Below are 19,304 nucleotides of genomic sequence, written 5' to 3' on the forward strand. Positions count from 1 at the left end.
CAGATACAACCTTGCCTTTTTCTTATCTATTTTATTGATTCCATTTGCCTCCTATGCGGACACAACGGGTCTTGTTATGGATCTGTCTGTTGACAGCGCGTCTTACGACAACGACCAAGAGGTGGCTTATACGCTTGTTTTAACGAATGAGTCGGATAAAGCTATTGCTGAGTTGGACGTTAAGGATGAGCTGTTAAATATCTTAACGACAGATGACCAAGGGAATAATGTCAGCGCGTTCTCGCAAGTCTCGACTCAAGCGCAATCCTCCTTCCTGTCATCTCCAGGTGATTACAGTCGCTTCGGAAACTTAGATGCATCAGGTGTGCGTATTGCGGCTGGTGGGTCAGTGACCTACACCATGGTCGCCACCGTTTCTGCTAACGCAGCCGGTACGATTGATAACTTCGCAAGTGCGAGCACTGGACTATTGGATGCTGTTGAATCAAATACAGAATCCATTCAGCGTGGTGTGTATCAACATGATGTTGTTGTTTCGGTCGATAAAGCGAACTATCAACTCAATAACAAACTCACCTATAAGATTAAGGTTTCGAATACTGGCGATACGTTTATTCAGGCGCTCGACGTTCAAGATATCATTTCAGATATAAAGGCACTCAATATTGAAGGGGCTTTGCAACAAGCTTTTACTGACAACGTTAACTCTGCCACAAAGGTTGAAGGCAGCAAAAGCGATCCAGGCACCTTCGCCGAATCAGGGGACTTATCAGTAAGTGCTGCGTCGATTGATATAGGTGGGTCAGTGACTTACGAAATTCAAGCGACCGTTGCCGACAATTTAGTCGGCGACATTGTTAATGACGGTATAACCGCTGAAACACGCGATGACTTGGTCACAGTTGATGAGGTTATCACTCCACCCACTGAGCCTAGTATCACCCTGACACATACCTTGAACCAATCGGATAACTACCTAGTCGACGATGAGTTTTCCTATACGGTCACGGTTGCTAACCAAGCAAACACTGGTATCGCGTACCATTATTCGGTTCAGCAGTTTCTTGCGGATCTTGAAACCGATCTAGGCAACGATGTCAGCAACGAAAAGAACGCAACTGACACGGTTGGTAACCCTTACGATTTTTGGACCAATGAAGTGACCTCGATCGGTTCTAATAGCCTTTCTGAACTCAATGCATCTGGAAAGGAGTCCAACAAGTCACTAGAAGACAAAGTGTCTATCTATCCCGGTGAGCAGATTGTTTATTCCGTTGTGGTGGACGTTAGCCCTGTGTCTATTGGTCAAATTCCCCAAGTTGCAGCCCGAGTGGTTGATGCTGATGGCCACGCAGATTCTGGCGATGCTTTGGCCAATATTCTCGATTCGAAAGACGTTCTGACGACGTCATCAAGTCAAATTACACGTAATAAGAACACCACAGATACGACTTATGTTCCGGGGATAGTCGGTGATAACGAAGTGGTCTATGACATTGTTATTTCTAACAAGGACACAGAGTTCTTCGCCAACGATATCGAAGTTGTCGATAAATTTGCTTGTATCGTGACCGAGCAAGCGGATGGCTCTAATGCTTCAGCATTTTCCGAGTGGAAGCTTGAAGTCGCTGATAGAAGTGGTGAAGGATCGAATTATGGTTCATTTAATTACAATACTTGGACAACAAACGACATCAATTTGAAAGTCGACCTCGCACCTGAGGGCTTCGTTCATTATAAGCTGACCGCAAAAGTGGCAGACACCAGTGTGGGGCAGATTGTTGATGATGGTACCGATGCCGGCTTGTGCTTAGGGGATAATTTAGGCGAGTCGGGTTCTGGCGTCCAAATGCCAAACTCGAAATTAAAGGTCCAAAAGGAAGTGGATTCTCGTTACTACTCAGCTGGCGGTACCCTGAACTACGACATCACGGTAGAGAATAACGGTGACGGCTATGCGATTGATATACCGGTTTATGATGATTTAGTCTCTGTCATGACTCAGTCTATTAATGATACACCGACTAAAGCGTATTTGAGCTGGATTATTACTGCGAAATCTTATGCCTCTGACGGCTCAATTTCGACAAACAGTGATCCCGGCTTTACTGATGACATAGAAGGTAATCAGAAGAATCAAAAGATCTTAGATGTGAAGGCAAAGCTAGCTCCACACGATAAGCTCGTTTATAGCATTGCCGCGATCGTAAACCCCATTGCCGATGATGAAATCCGTAATGAAGTGACGGTTGACAGCGTACTTTATTCCGATAGAGGCTCATACCCACGAGATTACTACTTAGTATTGGATAAGCGTGTTGATGGTCATGACGAACAAAACGCGTATACCGACACCACCAATACTGTCACTTATACGATCAGCATTACCAACCCAGCAGGGAACGGTTTCGCCTCTAACATCAATGTTAAAGATGAAATCAGTACCATAGAAGCAGAGTTACTTCACGAGCCGGGTGAAACCAAGCCCGTGTTCTCTTCGTGGACGATCAGTGCAGAAAGAGAGGCAGACTCCCCGTGGGTGAAAGCCGTGACTGACCCTGGATCGTTCTCGGATAACAATGATCTGGATGCCACCGCTCAGCTCCCGCCAGGTGCGACGATTACTTATACCATTGTTGGGACACTCGATCGCAGTGTCGACAGTGAGATTCTTTGGGGAGCATTCACCAATACCGCAACAGTGACGGGACCAGATACTAATCTATCGGATACGGTACGTACCTATCCTAGCGAGCCGAATCTTGTAGTCGCTAAGACCGCTCAAAATACCGACTTTGTTGTAGGTGAGCGCGCTACGTTCGATATTTATATCTATAACCGCGGTGTTGGCTATGCAAATGACGCAACGGTACAAGATAGTATTTCAGCGCTTAACTTCTTTAATAGTTGGACAATTGTAGGTTCGACCAACACAGATAAACCGGGTTCTCGTTACGGTGACATTGCTAACGACACTGACATCGATACCGACGTTGATATCACTCCCGGAGGGTGGGTTCACTATGAGGTGAGCGGCATTGTTAAGTCTGACTATGAAGAAGAACAAGTATCGAACCGTGTTGATGTTTACGATCCTATTACAGACCGTGACCACAGCTCTTCCGCTCAAATAGATAACTCACACAGTACCTATGACATCAATGTTTCATTAGCCAAAACGACCGATGTTGTCCGCTACACGCCGGGTGAAGATCTCACCTACACCATCGTTATTGGCAATAACAGCGACACTGATGAGACCGATCTTATCTTCATGGATCGCCTGAGTGAGATCACTACTACGCTAGCGAATGATAAAGATGGTGAAGTAGAAGATGTTCTTAATCAAAACCCGTTTGACTATTGGTCTGTTGATACTGGCTCTGGTTTCGGCCCTCAAACGACTGAAGATGTGGAGTTCCCAGTTTCAATTCCGGCCAAAGACTTTGTCACGGTGCGTATTAAGGCGCATGTCAAAGACAATGCGGTATCTAACGGTGTAGCGGACAGAGACGGCGGCATAATCCGCAACGAAGCCGTGCTGATTCATGATGATAATGCCGGTTGTACTGACGATTGTGAGTATGCCAAACGTGCCGTGGCTGAAAACCATCAGGTACATAATAACGGCGGCGTTGTTCGCACTACTAACATTAACCGCTACTCTCCGGGAGATGAGTTGACTTATACCATTAGGTACAACTCTCAAGATGGACATGGTTATCGAAACAACGTAGACGTTAACGAACTGATTAATGACATATCAGTGGAGCTACAAGATGGCAATTCAGGTAATCCATTTTTCGATGATTCGGTAGGTTCAAACAAGTTTACGGTGGCGGTTGCTAAGAGCGATCCTGCGAACGCGGGTACAACAGATGGTACCAAAGACGGTGATGTTGCGAACGACACTGACATCGTAACCTCGATTGATATCGATGCTGGCGAAGACGTGACTTACACAGTAACAGGTACCGTAAGACCGGATGCGGTCGGTGATATTCATTATCGAGATACCGTCGTGATTCCCGATGACTACCATTTAGATTTTGATAAAACGACTGATGAAGCGGTGTACGAGCCCGCTCAAACCGTGACCTATCACTTAGTGATTGAGAATGACGGCAAAGGTAACGCTCACGATATTCCAATCGTCGATAACCTCGAAGATATTACGGTCAGCTTAGTGGATGGTAATACAGGACCAGCGTATTCAGATTGGACCATCACATCGATCGCAACTGGAACTGATTCTGAGTATGTGGATGCGGGCGCAGGTGCTGGCAATGTTTACACATCAACCAACAGTAACCTAAATGTTGAAGCCGATATTCCGATGGGCGCTAAGCTTGAGTACCAAGTTGTCGCGACCATCAATGACAAAGCCAATGGCGATGTTGTTAACGTTCTAACCGTTGATGGCGACACCATTTCTCATGATATTCAGCAAGAAGCTCGTAAAGTTGATTTTGAAAAGAACATTCTGGCGTATTACGACACGGATGAAAACGAACTGGTTGGCGCAACTAACTACATGCCAGGTGGTTATGTTGAATATGAAATTTTAATTGAGAACATTGCGAGCGCCCACGTTGATGATATGAGCTTGCGTGATGACATCGACCAAATTAACACTCAATACTTTGATGGAACGCGTGGCCCTGCCTTTGATAGCTGGACGATTGAAACATTCACTGATAGCTCAGGTATTTCCAACCCAGATGTTGATAACTCAATCCAAGACAATAAGCCGATTGATACTCACTTCGATATCTCGGCAGACAACTTTGGCCGAGCTGCATCGTCAGCGTTTGTCCGCTATGTCATAAAAGCCAAGATCAGTCCGAAAGCGGTAGGTTCTTTTACTAATAAAGCTTACATCGATGAAGACAATGGCAATGAGTTGATCGCGGTATCGCCACCATCAACGATGGCAGATCCTGAAGTCACGTTCTCTAAAAAAGCGTTTTATGATGCAGGCTTCTCTTCGCAAAAAACTGAATATTCTCAAGCTTCTGGTGAGAGTGAGGTTTATTACCGCGTTGAGATTAAGAATGCGGGGGATGGTATAGAATATGGTTCTCGCCTAGAAGATGCGATTTCGGAAATTCAAACTCGTATTGCAGAAGACAGCACCACTTCAGGTGGTGATCCTGTTGGACAACCGTTCTTGGCTGGCTGGGAAGTTAGCCTAGATAAAACGGCTGCGACAGGCTCTATTACCGACGCGATTGACTTTGTTCCGGGCAATAACATCAATATTGATAACGAAATTGTTATCGCGCCTCAAGAAAGCCTAACGTTCACTATTCATGCTCAAATTCGTGAAGATGCATTGGGTGACATTCAAAATAAAGCGACGTATGACGGTAGTGCTCGAACAGCGAATTTAATGCCGCTTGAAAATAATACCAGTGTTGAAAAACGGGTGGTGTCGATCAACGGCAACCCGTTCAATGATGGTGATACCTATCTTCCGGGTGACGAAGTTGAGTATGAATTTGTAGTCACAAACCCTGAAAACGGTTGGGCGAATGATATTCAGATCAAAGACACAATCACAGACATTCAAGTCGAAGTGATTGGCGGTAAAACGGAATCCGCTTTTGTTTCTGGCGATATAATCCATGAAGTCAGCAATGGTATTGATGCCAACATTGATACCTATGTACCAAGCTACAACACCAGTGGCAACCTTGATATTGAAACCGATATTGCAGCGGGAGAAGTGCTGACCTTTAACTTAACCGGTGTCGTTCGTGACGACGCTTTGGGCACGATTGATGCGAACCAAGTGACCGCAGGAAGTGACTCTGCAACGTCGCAAGTGATACCACCTAAAGATGCTGAACTCGATTACTTCAAAACCTTGGTGTATACCGATGGTGAATCGGCAGGGTGTTCTGTTCCTTCAAACGATGGCAGCGGTTGTACTTACGCACCACGTGGTGATGTTGAGTATCAAGTTACGTTAGATAACACAGGCGATAGCATCGCAAATGACGTGAGCGTTATTGATGCGATTCACACCATTAAAACCGAAGATGGCGATGATGCGTTCTCTAGCTGGACAACGGCTATTGCGGTTGAACCTGTTGGCACTTATGACGTGCAAGGTAACTACAACGGTAGCGTACCATTGAATGCAACTGTCGATCTTCGTCCTGGTGAGCGTATTGTGTTTGACGTGAAAGGCACCGTGTCGACTTCAGCGACAGGCACTATTACCAACACGGCGCAAGTGAACGGTGATAACACCAACGACATCGTACTTGATCCGGGCCGCTCGAATATCCTGATTGATAAATGGACGGATACGCCTGAGTACGTGCCGGGTGGAACAGTGAATTACTACATCGACATCACCAATGACGATGTGGATTCTGGCCTGTTTTCGATTCGTGACATCATCAGCGGCTTTGAAGTCGAAACCGTCGACGGCTCAATGAAAACGGCATTGACAGAATGGACGGTTGATTACGATGTGCTTTATAACTCGGCGCCGTCAGACCCTGACGCTAATGATTTCTCAGAGTTAGATAAGCTAGTTGGTCAAAACAGTCCAGACATCGATTTACCTGTTGAATCGATCAAGATGGCTGGGCGTGACGATGCTGGTACGGGTGGTGGTGATAAGTACACAGCTGTCCGTATTCACGTTCAAGGTAAGGTTCGTGATGATGCGATTGGGCGCTTTACCAATACGGCTTATCTACGACATGGTTTGGACGATTCGAAGATCGCTCGCTTACGAGAAGGCTTTATCACTCCGAAGTCGGGTCAATTGGTTCTAACCAAAGAAACGACGCCAATTGCAGAACCTGATGCTAAGTATCAACCGGGTCAACCTATCTCATACAAGATCACCGTGGCTAACACAGGTGAAGGTTACCTTGTCGATCAAGTCCTGACGGATCGCATCGATACCATCATGACAGAGGTGGCTAACAGCCCAGATCAAGAGCAAGCGTTGACAGGTAATTGGATCATTAGCGACGAACAGCTTGATGGCAGTGGCGATCCAGCCCTGAACGCTCGCAAAGATGTGGTTAATAACGCACAGGGTTATAGTGCGACTTACAGCATTCACCCGGGTGACAGTTATTCATTTGTCGTGACCAACACTGTTAATGATAAGGCCAAAGGCGAGATCACTAACGTCGTTAAAGTTGATAGCGACGACGGTGAGCACTCTGCAGACGCGACCTACATTCCAGAAGATGCGCAAGTTGAGATCACTAAAGATGTCGATAAAGCAGAGTACCTTCCGGGAGAAACACTTCAGTACACCGTGACCGTTAAGAATAACGGCTTAGGTTGGGCTGAAGATGTTGCTATTGAAGATGCGCTGAAGTCGGTTGAAACCACGATTGCAGGTGGTACGACTGAACAAGCTTTTGACCCTGCTTCAATCCAAATATCGGCGGTATCGACAACCGGTGAAACCCCAGTACCGGATGCAACCCGTGGTGAAGACCTTCATGAGACGCTCGATATTGCGCCTCAAGACAGTATTGTTTTCACTATTCAAGTTGCGACTAATCCGTTGGCGACAGGCGATATTACTAACATCGCATCAGCGACCTTTGACGGCACAACATTTGATGACAGTGCTACCAGTACACCAGTGTTGGCGACGGTTTCGGTCAAGAAGACGGTTGATACGCCATCGTATGAAGTAACCAAGCTGATTAACTACGACATCACCGTAACCAACAGCTCTGATGCGTTTGCATCTGGTGTTCAACTTCAAGACATCATCAGTGACATTCAAGTCGACACGACCGCGGATAAACAAGAGTCGGCATTCCTACTATGGGAAGTGAGCTTTGACGCCTCGGATGATCGCTCTGTTGTCACTCCCAAGACGTTCGACTTGAGTGAAGATATCGATGTGAGTATGGATGTGGCGCCACAAAGTACCGTGACATTCCATGTTAAGGCGTTGATTCGTACGACGGCGATTGGCGATATCAGTAACACGGCAACCATCACTTATAACGGAACACCACAAGACTCAACGGTAGTCATGACACCGAAAGACTCTGAGTTTGTTGCGACGAAAACTAACGTACAAACCGAGTATGAGCCGGGTGGTGAGCTGGAATTCTTGATTACCATTGAAAACACCTCTAACAACTACATCAGCGATTTAAGTGTTGTCGATGACATGAGCACGATAGAGGTGGGCTATTACGATGGTACCACTGGGCCTGCTTTTGTTGCTGGAACCACTTCTTTGGTTGTTGAGTCAACCACGGTAGGAACGACGACGGAGCAAATTAGCCCGATTGAGTACAGTGTGGATATTGCACCGCACGGCACAGTTGTGTTCCGCTCAAAAGGCACCGTAGTCGATACCGCGACCGGACACATCATTAATACTGCGCAAGTAGATGGCGGCGATGTTATCAGTCCTCCAGTTCAAACAGTTGCGGCTGTGGTTCAAGCTGAGCTGTTTACCGATGCCCCGTATTACGTGCCGGGAGAGCAGGTTGAGTATCACTTAGTGGTGCAAAACATAGGCCGAGGTATAGCCAAAGATGTCGCGCTTTACACCCAGTTCTCTGAATCCATGGGTGATCATATTGATGGTAATTTTAGTAATGCGTTTGATGAATGGACACTAACGGCAACATCAGAAGGGGCTGAAACTCAACCTGGCACCTTTGATGACGACAAAGACCTGTTCACCTTGGTCGACATATCGCCGGGCGGCAAGATTGATTACACGTTCACATTGACGGTCAACGAAGACATGCTGACTAATATCGATGTGCTTGGATACTACCTCGACTTAACTGGTAGCCCAGCGATGCGCGCTCGTTCTAAAGGCATGTTGGCCTCTGAAACCTCGATGCAGGCAGTGGCAGATCAAGTATCTGCTTTGGATTTGCCGCCAGTGGGTGCTGATCTGGTTGTTGAAAAACGTTCTGATAAGCCTGAATACACCGAAGATGACGACAGTGTCACTTATTACTTAGCCGTGACCAACAACGGTCAAGGTAACGCGGCTAATGTTCGTCTAACCGATGAGATCAGTGGACTACAAAACAGCACAGGTAATAAAGTCTTTATCGATTGGACAATTGAAGGTGTGGAAGTCGACGACTCAGGCGCGGTTATTCAGCGTCATTCTTTCCCGTCGAATAAAGACTTAGACACTACCGTTAACCTGAAATCCAACAAACGAAATGCTTACGCGTTTGAGGTCGTGGGTACGCTAGGTAAGGGCTTGGATGACGACATTACCAATACCTTTACGGCGACCGAATCTGACGGTACCGAAACCAGCGACAGTGTAACTACTCATATCAAGAAGATTCCTGATAATTCTGGAGAGTTGGAGCTGACCAAGTCTGCGTTGCAAGATACCGCGCAAGTGGGTGATGCGGTTGAGTACGAGATCATCGTTGAGAACAACAATGAATCTTACTTTAAGAACGTGACTGTGGAAGACCGTTACCCAGGTGGTCTGAAATACATCGTGGATACATCAGAAGTTGTGCTAAGCGGCATTGATGGTGAGTTCGGTACGGAAGACGATCAGGTTATCTCTCAAGATCCATCAGATACGGGCAAGTTAATGTTCACATCGTTGAACTTTGATCCGGGCGAGAAGCTGCGTATTCGTTACTTATTGCGTGTCTCGGTAGGTGCCACTTTTGGTGATTACATCAACACCGCAGTAGCGAAGGTTGATGGCTCGGCTGTTTCTAATGAAGACACCGCCAAAGTGACCATTGAGCCGGACAAGGTGTTCGATACCTCATCGATCATCGGTAAAGTTTTTGAGGATCATAACAAAGATGGATTCCAAGCTGATGCAACCGCGTTTGATGTTGAGCTAACTGCGAACTTAGCAACACAAGGCTACATCGCTGATTCGACGCACATCATTCGTGATGGTCAAGACGTTGCTACTCAAGATGGTGCGATAACCACTGCACTTGAACAAGGTTTGGAGCTTGGTGACCTTTGGGGACATTCAGTGAACCGAACACTGCCAGAAACCAGCAAAGTGGTGATTCAATTTAAAACTCGCACACAGCAAAGCTTTGATTTCTACGTCACAACCGATGCGGGCTCTCGTATCGAGTTCGACGCACAAGGTCAGATTCAGTTTAAGCATGAATCGGACAAGAAAAAGGGACTGAGCGCGGAAAACCTCAACGTAACCAGAAACCTGTATCGCGATGGCGAGGATTACCTGTGGGAAATCGTTATCGAGAACAAAGGTATTTACGAAGATGGTATTCCGGGCGTTAAGTTGATGACGGTTGAGGGAATCGTTATTTACACAGACCAGTACGGTCGTTACCACGTGCCCGACCAATGGGTACTCAATAAGAAAGGTAAGAACTTCCTCGTGAAGTTGGACACTGATTCGCTCTCCACCTCCATGGAAGTGGTGAGCGAAAACCCAAAAGTGTTGCGAATTACCCCGAACAAGCTCACCAAGTTCAACTTTAGCGTTCATCGCAAAGACCAACAAAGTGAACAGAAGTAAGCCATTGGAACCGTAACTGGAAATTGTATGAAAGTATTTAGTAAGTCTCGTTTAGCGACGTGTGTGTTAACGGCCATTCCTGTGATGGCGGTAGCGAAAGACACAGGTAAGCTTGAAAAACTCGGTTCTGAGACGACTGGCATTGAAATCACCAAGCCGAACCAAGACCAAGACAGCTCGCGTATTTACTTAGAGCAAGGCGCTATTTGGGCAAGCCGTGACATCACTCGCTTTGACCCAGTATTAGATGTCAGTGTCAGCGATGAATTAGAAGTCGAACAAGGCACACTGCGTGACAGCGTCGGTTTCACCATTACCACCAACTACGGTTACTACATCAAAAAGTACCAGTTGGAAGTGTACCGAGTGGGTGACTTTGGTCTGTCTGAGCCCATCGCTGTGCTTGAAGGCGATAAACTGGCGAACGACTCTGACATCAATTGGGATGGTCAAACTGATGTTGATTATCAGTTTGAGGTCGGTGAGCAGCTGATGTTCCGCCTAAAAGCGTGGGACAAAGATGGCAACATGGATGTGACCACCGTTGGTGTGACTGACTTAGTCAAGCCGGACTCTGAAGTCGATATCGACCGAAACGATAACGACGATGAAGAGAGCAAAGATAAAAGCTACGGCCAAGCTAAGTTGATGCGTCACAACATCCCGACCAATGCGGGCTTAGCGAAATTTATCGGCACCGGCTTAAAGGGCGTAGATAAAGTCATCATCGGTGAAGATGAATTTGATGTCGAAGATGGCAACTTATACGCAGAGCAGTACTTACCTACAGACTCCTACATTTTCCCAACCAAGGTTGTGTTTGATAACGGTGATGAACGTCGTTACAAGCTGTACGTTCGTATTCCAGATACTTACTACGCACAAACCGGCTTGGCTGATCTTTATGTTGGTAAGAACAATGTGTCTGGTAATAGCGATGCATTAAGTGTCGATGACCAGTACCAAGATGACATCTATAACCAAGGTCGTTTAGCGTACTTTAGTCAGGGTAAATTTGGCGACAAACTTCGTGTAACGACTCACTTTGATACGCGAGAAAGTGAAATCAAAGACATGTTCAAACATCCGTTCGCCTCCGACGATTCGGATGTGTTCGATATCCTCGAAGACGACGATGAGCTTTATTACGGTAACTATGGTGACAGCTCAAACATCGAAAAAGTGGTCAACACCAAAGGCAAGGTTTACCTCAATGTTGAATACGATAAGTCTCAATACTTGTGGGGTAACTACAACACGGGTTTAACAGGCACCGAAAACAACGATTACAACCGCAGCCTCTATGGTTTCAAAGCTGATTATCGTACTCGCGATACTACACAATACGGTGAAGATCGTTTGAACGTGGTCGGTTTTACTGCCGAAGCAGACTCTTTGTATGCACACGATGAGTTCTTGGGTACAGGCGGCTCTCTGTACTTCCTTCGTCATGGTGAAGCGGTACCGGGAAGTGACAAAGTTTACGTCAAAGTAAAAGATGAATCTGGCCTAGTGCAGAATGAAATCCCACTTGAGCCGGGCGTCGACTATGACTTTGACCCGTACCAAGGTCGCATTATTTTGACCAAGCCACTCGATAACATTCTATCCGACAGCTTTGGCAGCGTGATTGAAAACGGCGATGATTACGAAAACTTTCTGGTTGTCGACTATGAGTACGTCCCACAAGGTTCAGATTCATTAGATGCGATGTCTTACGGTGGTCGTGCTAAAGGTTGGATCAACGATTACGTTGGTGTTGGCGTGACGTATGCGACTCAAGAAAAGGACAATCAAGATTACGAGTCTTATGGAACGGACTTAACGCTACGTGCCACTGAGGGGACCTACATTAAGGCTGAGTTTGCACATAGTGAAGGTAGGCAAACCGAGTCGAATTTCGTCTCTACTGATGGTGGTTTAACCTTTACGCCCATTGGCGACACGTTGGAAGACCGCGAGGGTGATAGTGTCCAAATCACCGCTGTCACCAGCCTTTATGACCTTGCCCCAACCATCTTTGGTGCCGTTGGTAATGACCTGAAACTTTGGTATCGAGACAAAGACGCGGGATACAGCTACGCGAGCAGCAGCGATGATTTAGAGCAAGAGGCATACGGTGCTGAACTTCGTTTACAAGCAACTGATCGCTTGGCGGTGCTATCTCGCTTCTCGACCAATGAAGAGCGCGATGTCGATGGTAATCTAGAAACAGATACTGAAACGATTGAGATTGAGACTCAAGTTAAAATCACCGAGCACATTAAGGTTTCGGCGGCAGGGCAACAAACTGAAGAGCTTAACCAAAACGACGAGCACAGTGATGCCACCTTAGCGGGTGTGCGTTTGGAATACATGTGGGACAGCGAGAACAGCGTTTACGTTAAAGGGCAAAAGACCGTCGATCAGTCGGATGACTATGATGAAAACGACAGCGCGTCGATTGGCGCTGAATTCCAAGTGTTGGAAGACTTGTCTCTTGGCGGCGAATACACCGATGGCGACCGAGGCCAAGTAGCAGAAGCGACTGTGACTTACGATGTAACCGATGACCACTCAACCTACGTAACTTATGTAGATGATAACTACGAAGGTCAAAACAACGTGATTGTTGGTCAGCGTGCAGACCTGACTAGCAGTGTCGATTTCTACCAAGAGAACCAGTTTGTTGATGAAAACGACGGTCATGGCCGTATCGACTCGTACGGCTTTGGTTACGACGTGACGGAAGATGTCGAGATGGGGATCGGTTATCAGCTTGGGGAAATTAAAGATGACGAGAACATCACCACAGAGCGTGAATCTATTAGCTTCAATGCTTCAATTGACCTAGATGACATCACCCTAAGCCACAAATTTGAATATCGAGTGGATAAGAGTGAAGACGACCCTGACATCGCTCAGCGAGAACTGCAACAAATCGTGACGACCAACCGTTACACGCATCACTTAACGGAAGAGTACACGCTATTTGGTAAGTACAACTACTCCATCACCGAAAGCGAAACCACGGGCGAAACCATGGCGCAATTTACCGAAGCCACTGGCGGCCTCGCGTATCGTCCGATCTACAACGATCGACTCAACTTACTGAGCCGCTACACGTATATTGCAGATTTCGATCAACTGGATCGCGATGTGGATTATCAAGACGAAACCAGTCAGATCATTGAAGTTGAGGCGATCTATTCGATTGACCAACACTGGGATGTCGGTACTAAGTACGCCCATAAAGACAAACAGCAAGCTTTTGAACGAGCATCTGGTTCGAATGAGCTGGTTAAAAGCGATATCGACCTATACGGATTAAGCGCTTCTTACCGTGTGATGAAAGAGTGGGATGTGACGGGTGAATACCACTGGAAAACAGACACACTCAACGATGAGCTAGAACACGGTGCGTTAGTTTCGGTGAACAAGCACATCGGCGAGAACTTCAAAATGGGGATTGGTTATAACTTCTCTGCGTTTGATAGTGACTTAACCAATGATGACGACTACGACGCATCCGGCGTGTTTATTAACTTAGTCGGTAAGATCTAAGCATGCCCCCAAGTGGGTTGAAAGTTAAGAGTTGAGAATTCAAAGTGACAGTAAAGAGTAAGATGAAAACAATTATTTTCCTAATAAGCGCAGTGATGAGTACTTTGCTGCTGTCCGGCTGTGCAACCGACACCTATGTGAGCCAGGAGAACCGAGACAAGTTCGCAGGCATCGATGTGTCTAAGTTTTTAATCAGCGAGTGTTTGGCGCCAGAGCGTGAGGTGCACATCGCCATCGCAGAGCATTTTGCGTTTGATAAATACCAATTACGCGACCTCGATAAGATCAACTTGGATACCTTTGTTAAAGAGATCAGAGGTCTCGAAGGGCGTATCACGATTGTCGGCCATACTGATTACAAAGGTTCTCTGGAATACAACGAACGTCTTTCACAGCGCCGTGCTAAATCGGTCGCAGATTATTTGAAAGGGCAACTAGACCCAACGCAATATGACTGGGAAGTGAAACATCTTGGTGAGACTCAACCTCTTCTGTTTGGTAAGACAGATAAAGACCGAGCGGAGAACCGCCGTGCATTTATTGTGTTTGAAGAAGCTCAGAAGTACGAAGAGATGCCTTTCTGTGAGCCACCAAAACCAGAACGTAAAGTTTATATGGCAATGACGCCACACTTCGATTTCGATAAGTCAGTACTCAAGCAAGAAGATCTAACTCAGTTAGATGACTTCACAACGAAGTTGAGCGGCCTGCAAGGCAGCATAATGGTGGCAGGGCACACCGACCAAGCGGGTTCACTTTCTTACAATGAAAAGCTGGCAGAGCGCCGCGCAGAAACGGTGGTTGAATACCTCAAAACCAAACTCGACCCTAAGCAGTTTATCTGGGAAGTGAAGTCATTTGGTAAGTTGCAGCCTGCGATTAATGAACGCTCTGAAAAAGCCGATGCATTAAACCGCCGCGCGTTCATTGTGTTCAAAGAATCTGATATTACCGCCGAACAGCAAGCTCTTTCTGGCAGTGAACAAGAGGCGTCGAGCAGCGAGAGTGAGTAGAAATTACTGAAGAATAACAAATAGATGCCTCTATAAAACGCAAAAAGCCCCTACGTTGGGGCTTTTTGTTGCTCGCTCTAGGGATTAAGTCGGGTCGAATATCTATTCAGATGGCAAATTTTTCTTTAACTCTAAAAGCATTCGGTAAGCACTTTCGCCAGACATTTCATATGGGTTAAATTGGACTGCGGAATGTCTCCCATCGACCAATCTCCAAATTCTCTGCTATCAATCTCTTTAAAATAAAGTATTGCGACGTGATTGTGTCTCTCGTCGTTAAGAATATGATTGTACGTGTGGTTAACGGCCTCTCTAGACCCTTCAATACATTGAAGAAAATACTTTTGATTATGGCTGAGGAGCCCCGTTAAATGGCTTTGCCGATTATGATCTCGCGAGATAGCGAGTATCTCCTCCAATGCTTTGGAATCACAACATTCGGAAAGCGTACTGACATAAATTAACCGAGTTAGGAACATAGGCATTATTTCGAATTTTTGTTCAAAGGGTATTAATAAATATAAGCCAAGTTCATGGAATTGCGAGTCATTGATTTAATTGTCACTCGGTGGCTTTTGGAAGAGAAGAGGATGGGGATGAAGTAGAAAAGGGCAGGTTGCAAGATACGCTAAAATGACTCGAATGTTGGCCATTCAATTATTTTAGCGACCTGCTTGTGAGCTCGTTAGTTGTTTAGAGTTGAAATCGATTCAACGTTAGAAGAGGAATCAAATCGAACGTTGACCAACACATTTTCACGTTCGAAAGTCACATCATCAAAGTCAGTCGTTGCGATCTTAAATCCATTTCTTGCGAATAAACTCGTCACCGTTGTTCGTTGTTTCTGTTCCATACCGCATGTCAGTAGTTCGTTCATCGTGATCTTCATTAGGTAACCGTGTGCATAGTGTAAGCGTACAGACTCTACATTATGAGATCAATTGCTTAATCGATAAGCTATATTGATATGTTCAATTGAGTGATTCAGGTATTTAAAAGCCGGATGGATAGTGGGCAAGGGAGTTATGCGACCTATGACAAGTGGAGCGTTATGTGACCACTGTTCAGCATTCCTTGAACACGAAGTTTGTCGCAAAAATCGCGTTGAAATAAGTGGTTACAAAGCAGGAGGAATTATGCCCGCCGTTTGGTATGTTTGGTCGGTTATTGGAACCATTATCGGCCTATATCTAACTTAACTAAAGTACACAGATTTATGATGAGTAGATTCCTTAATAAGCCTTCTTCATATTGAAATTTCACATGCAAGATGGTGTTGTTATAAGTGTTATTAATTGCATAAGCTTGATTTTAATATTAGTTTGATTTATAAAATAAGCACTCGTTCATTAACTTCATGATTATATTAGTTTTTACTAACCTTTAATAACATGGAGAAAGGCGATGAAAAAGAATCAAACACGCAACAGGTTAGCGAATTTAGTGCGACTTCGTAGGTCATACAAAGCATCAGATTTTCTGGTGAGCTCTAACGAACTCCGAGTTAAGAAAGATGTGTACAGCTTACGTAAAATCAAACAGTTAGAAATTCGCCAATTGGGTCTTAAAGAAAACGCAATCAATATTGTTTCGTTGGCTTTAGTTCTCTCGGCTGCGACTTGGGCATTTGTTCCTCAGTTCGGTTTACCGATGCTTGCACTGACCTTTATCTTGGCGTTTGTTACATGGCGAAGATATGAGTTGCGTGCAGAGTTTAAAGGAGCCGATGAAACTGGCGACCACTGGGTTTCCGTGGCGCGCGGTTGTACTCGAGAAGAGTTCAAAGTGTTGAAAAACGTTGAATTGGCTTTGCGCGATCAGGTGTCTTAATGGTTAGATCGGTTAAGGCTTGGGTCTTATAACCGTTAAGCTCCCATAATCAATAAAGCTCGTCATTGCATGGCGAGCTTTTTGTTTTCTGAAAAACACAGATAGTGCAGGTTACTTTGAGAGGCCAATGCTTATATGTGTAATGGGGATTGATATGAATCTTAAGTCACGGCATTTGTGATGCTCTTTGTGGTTTTGAATATAGGGAGAGGGTGGAAATGAATACACGAGTCAGTGAGAGTTCTTTTAAAAGGCTCATCCAGTTAGTTGGTTGTGTTTTGATTATAGTGTTGAGCAATAGTCGACTCTCCAATGCTCAAAGCATCGAGTTTCCTACTTGTGCGAAGAGTGAGGTTTTGAATACAGAGATCCATCTTTATGTTGATGAATCTGTATTAGCCGAATATTCCAAAGCATTTGTTGCCTCTAAAATAGCGACATGGGAAAGCTATTCGAATCTGGTGTTGAAAAACTCCTGCATTCCTATGACGCGAAAAGTCACCAAGGTGATTTATACGTCTGAAATCGACAGCCTTTGGTTTCAAGATTTGGGGGCAGCAGAGAGGTTATTAAAATTATCGATGGAAGAACCGATTCCAGAAACAACAGAAGACGGCGTCCCCATTTTTACTGGGATAGTATTTTCTAATTATAATTTTAGCTTTGAGTCTGATTATTGTGGTATGTCATCTTCGGTATCCTACTTTTTTTCTTTAGCGATAAACTGCCCTGATTACTTAATGGAGCATGAAATTGGCCATTTAAGTGGTGCTAATCATGACTATAAAACGTTATTGAAAGATTTTGATAGTATCGAAAGTTACATTTCTGGAACGTATCCAAGAGCTCCTCAATATTCCTTCGGTGCAATTTGTGCTGACAGAGGGACAGTGATGTCTTATGAGCGAGATGTTATACCTGCATATTCCAGCCCGGACATCAGAGTAGATGGCATAAAGTGCGGGGATAGCAAATACCACAACAATGCGAGAGTGCTTAGAGAGTTCGTACAAGCTTATTTAATCCCATGATTGCCTAGTTGGTAGCCTGTTGTTTTATCGAACGTTATAACGCGTTCAATTCAAAGTGTTTGTCCTGTGATCTTTAAATTTGGAACGAGCGTATTTCTCCCAGTTTATTAAGGAAGAGTATGTATGATGTTATCCAAAGAGAATGAATCAAGAATTATTGAAATGGCGTGGGAAGACAGAACGCCGTTTGAAGCAATAGAACAGCAATTTGGTTTGAATGAATCGCAAGTGATTCGTTTTATGCGTAGCCATCTCAAGCTTGGCAGTTTTAAGCTGTGGCGCTCACGTGTTTCTGGGCGCTCGACCAAGCATGTAAAACTGCGCAGTTCGGACGTTTCGAGAGGTTATTGTCCGACTCAGTACAAGCATCGTTAAAAGAGGGGATGCCCAGCAAGTATCCCAAATCAACACACAGATATGGGAAATGAAAGGAATGAAACAATTTTGCGCTCTACTTTTGGTGCTGCTTAGCTTCGGCATTAGTCATGTTCAAGCGAATGATACGCGACTTAAGCAAGCTTACGAAAATCACCAAAGCGACGTTCAGGTGCGCGGATCGGGTACGGTGTATCGAGTACTTCCTGATGATAATAAAGGCTCTCGACATCAGAAATTCATTTTGCGACTCGATAGCGGACAAACCTTGTTAGTCGCACATAATATTGACTTAGCGCCTCGTGTTCAGGGACTGGCAAAGGGCGATCGAGTTGAATTTTATGGTGAATATGAATGGAACAATAAAGGTGGCGTAATGCACTGGACGCACAAAGACCCTCGTAATCATCACACTCATGGTTGGTTGAAGCATAACGGGAAAGTATACGAGTAAACACCTCCGAGACTTTTCCCTTCAAGGCTATAAGATAAAAAGGAATTTTGATGTTTAAGCTGGAAACTGACAGGTTGATTCTTCGAGATATGAGTATCGAAGACGAGTGTGCCTTTGTTGCGATCTCTCAAGACGCAAAGTATCAGCGTTTCTATGATGAAAGTGATTGCGAACCTAACAAATATCGAGAGCTAACTCAGTTGTTTGTTGCACAGGCTTTGGAAGTACCACGCCAGTCCTATCAGCTAGCGGTTGAAAGCAAAGATTCGGGGAAGTTTATTGGAACCGTTTGTTTACGTCTTGAACGCGATAAACAAGCTTCAATGGGCTGTGCTTTATCGAGGCAAACTCAGGGAAAAGGGCTTTCTATAGAAGCATCTGAAGCCCTCGCTGATTTTGGTTTCTCAGAGTTAGGCATACACCGTATCTACGCCGAAACCATCAGCAAGAACTTGGCTGCGATTAAATTATGTAAGTCACTAGGAATGAAACAAGAAGCGTGTTTTAAAGATCATCGATTCTTCAAAGGTCAATGGTGGGATACAGTTGTGTTGGCGGTTCTACGTTCTGATTGGAAAAAGGCTTAG

9 protein-coding genes and 1 pseudogene are annotated in these 19,304 nt (G+C 45.2%); 8 read left to right on the plus strand and 2 right to left on the minus strand.

Annotation, left to right across the window (positions count from 1 at the left end):
- The first annotated feature begins 76 nt into the window (after nucleotides 1–76).
- The 3 genes from A6D97_RS04405 (at nucleotide 77) to A6D97_RS04415 (ending at nucleotide 15,027) form a co-directional block, all read left to right on the plus strand.
- A complete protein-coding gene (locus tag A6D97_RS04405) occupies nucleotides 77–10,471 on the plus strand; it encodes a DUF11 domain-containing protein (protein ID WP_065583892.1) in 10,395 nt (3,464 codons plus the stop codon).
- A gap of 27 nt (nucleotides 10,472–10,498) precedes the next feature.
- The gene (locus tag A6D97_RS04410) at nucleotides 10,499–14,014 is read left to right on the plus strand and encodes a hypothetical protein (protein ID WP_065583893.1); all 3,516 of its coding nucleotides are present in this window, start codon (nucleotides 10,499–10,501) and stop codon (nucleotides 14,012–14,014) included.
- Between the two features lie 62 nt (nucleotides 14,015–14,076).
- Complete coding sequence (locus A6D97_RS04415; protein ID WP_065583894.1) at nucleotides 14,077–15,027, plus strand: OmpA family protein; 951 nt, start codon at nucleotides 14,077–14,079, stop codon at nucleotides 15,025–15,027.
- Between the two features lie 102 nt (nucleotides 15,028–15,129).
- On the opposite strand, the pseudogene A6D97_RS04420 reads toward A6D97_RS04415, so the two are convergent.
- Together A6D97_RS04420 and A6D97_RS04425 are read right to left on the minus strand one after the other, a co-directional pair.
- Nucleotides 15,130–15,506 (minus strand): annotated as a pseudogene (locus A6D97_RS04420) (BLUF domain-containing protein).
- A 206-nt stretch (nucleotides 15,507–15,712) separates the two neighbouring features.
- Nucleotides 15,713–15,904 carry a hypothetical protein gene (locus A6D97_RS04425; protein ID WP_017065380.1) on the minus strand — a complete coding sequence of 64 codons (192 nt, stop codon included), beginning with the start codon at nucleotides 15,902–15,904 and terminating at the stop codon, nucleotides 15,713–15,715.
- Nucleotides 15,905–16,431: 527 nt separating this feature from the next.
- On the opposite strand from A6D97_RS04425, the gene A6D97_RS04430 reads away from it, so the two are divergent.
- The 5 genes from A6D97_RS04430 to A6D97_RS04450 all read left to right on the plus strand — a co-directional run bounded on the left by A6D97_RS04430 (nucleotide 16,432) and on the right by A6D97_RS04450 (nucleotide 19,304).
- Nucleotides 16,432–16,857, plus strand: a complete 426-nt coding sequence (locus A6D97_RS04430; RefSeq protein ID WP_004734639.1) for a hypothetical protein — start codon at nucleotides 16,432–16,434, stop codon at nucleotides 16,855–16,857.
- A gap of 218 nt (nucleotides 16,858–17,075) precedes the next feature.
- Nucleotides 17,076–17,888, plus strand: a complete 813-nt coding sequence (locus tag A6D97_RS04435) for a hypothetical protein (RefSeq protein ID WP_065583895.1) — start codon at nucleotides 17,076–17,078, stop codon at nucleotides 17,886–17,888.
- Nucleotides 17,889–18,011: 123 nt separating this feature from the next.
- Nucleotides 18,012–18,263 (plus strand): TIGR03643 family protein, encoded by a 252-nt coding sequence (locus A6D97_RS04440; RefSeq protein ID WP_065583896.1) that lies wholly within the window; start codon nucleotides 18,012–18,014, stop codon nucleotides 18,261–18,263.
- 58 nt (nucleotides 18,264–18,321) lie between these two features.
- Nucleotides 18,322–18,717: a DUF3465 domain-containing protein gene (locus A6D97_RS04445; protein ID WP_017060348.1), complete on the plus strand. Its 396-nt coding sequence runs from the start codon at nucleotides 18,322–18,324 to the stop codon at nucleotides 18,715–18,717.
- A gap of 50 nt (nucleotides 18,718–18,767) precedes the next feature.
- On the plus strand, nucleotides 18,768–19,304 hold the full coding sequence (locus A6D97_RS04450) for a GNAT family protein (RefSeq protein ID WP_065583897.1): 537 nt from the start codon (nucleotides 18,768–18,770) through the stop codon (nucleotides 19,302–19,304).

It is taken from the genome of Vibrio sp. ZF57, from assembly GCF_001691235.1.
GTDB lineage: Bacteria > Pseudomonadota > Gammaproteobacteria > Enterobacterales > Vibrionaceae > Vibrio > Vibrio crassostreae_C.

Bases quoted from the DNA above. Each gene is read 5' to 3' on its own strand.
- A6D97_RS04405 (WP_065583892.1), top strand. From the start codon at position 77: ATGGATCTGTCTGTTGACAGCGCGTCTTACGACAACGACCAAGAGGTG.
- A6D97_RS04410 (WP_065583893.1), top strand. From the start codon at position 10,499: ATGAAAGTATTTAGTAAGTCTCGTTTAGCGACGTGTGTGTTAACGGCC.
- A6D97_RS04415 (WP_065583894.1), top strand. From the start codon at position 14,077: ATGAAAACAATTATTTTCCTAATAAGCGCAGTGATGAGTACTTTGCTG.
- A6D97_RS04425 (WP_017065380.1), bottom strand. From the start codon at position 15,904: ATGAACGAACTACTGACATGCGGTATGGAACAGAAACAACGAACAACG.
- A6D97_RS04430 (WP_004734639.1), top strand. From the start codon at position 16,432: ATGAAAAAGAATCAAACACGCAACAGGTTAGCGAATTTAGTGCGACTT.
- A6D97_RS04435 (WP_065583895.1), top strand. From the start codon at position 17,076: ATGAATACACGAGTCAGTGAGAGTTCTTTTAAAAGGCTCATCCAGTTA.
- A6D97_RS04440 (WP_065583896.1), top strand. From the start codon at position 18,012: ATGATGTTATCCAAAGAGAATGAATCAAGAATTATTGAAATGGCGTGG.
- A6D97_RS04445 (WP_017060348.1), top strand. From the start codon at position 18,322: ATGAAACAATTTTGCGCTCTACTTTTGGTGCTGCTTAGCTTCGGCATT.
- A6D97_RS04450 (WP_065583897.1), top strand. From the start codon at position 18,768: ATGTTTAAGCTGGAAACTGACAGGTTGATTCTTCGAGATATGAGTATC.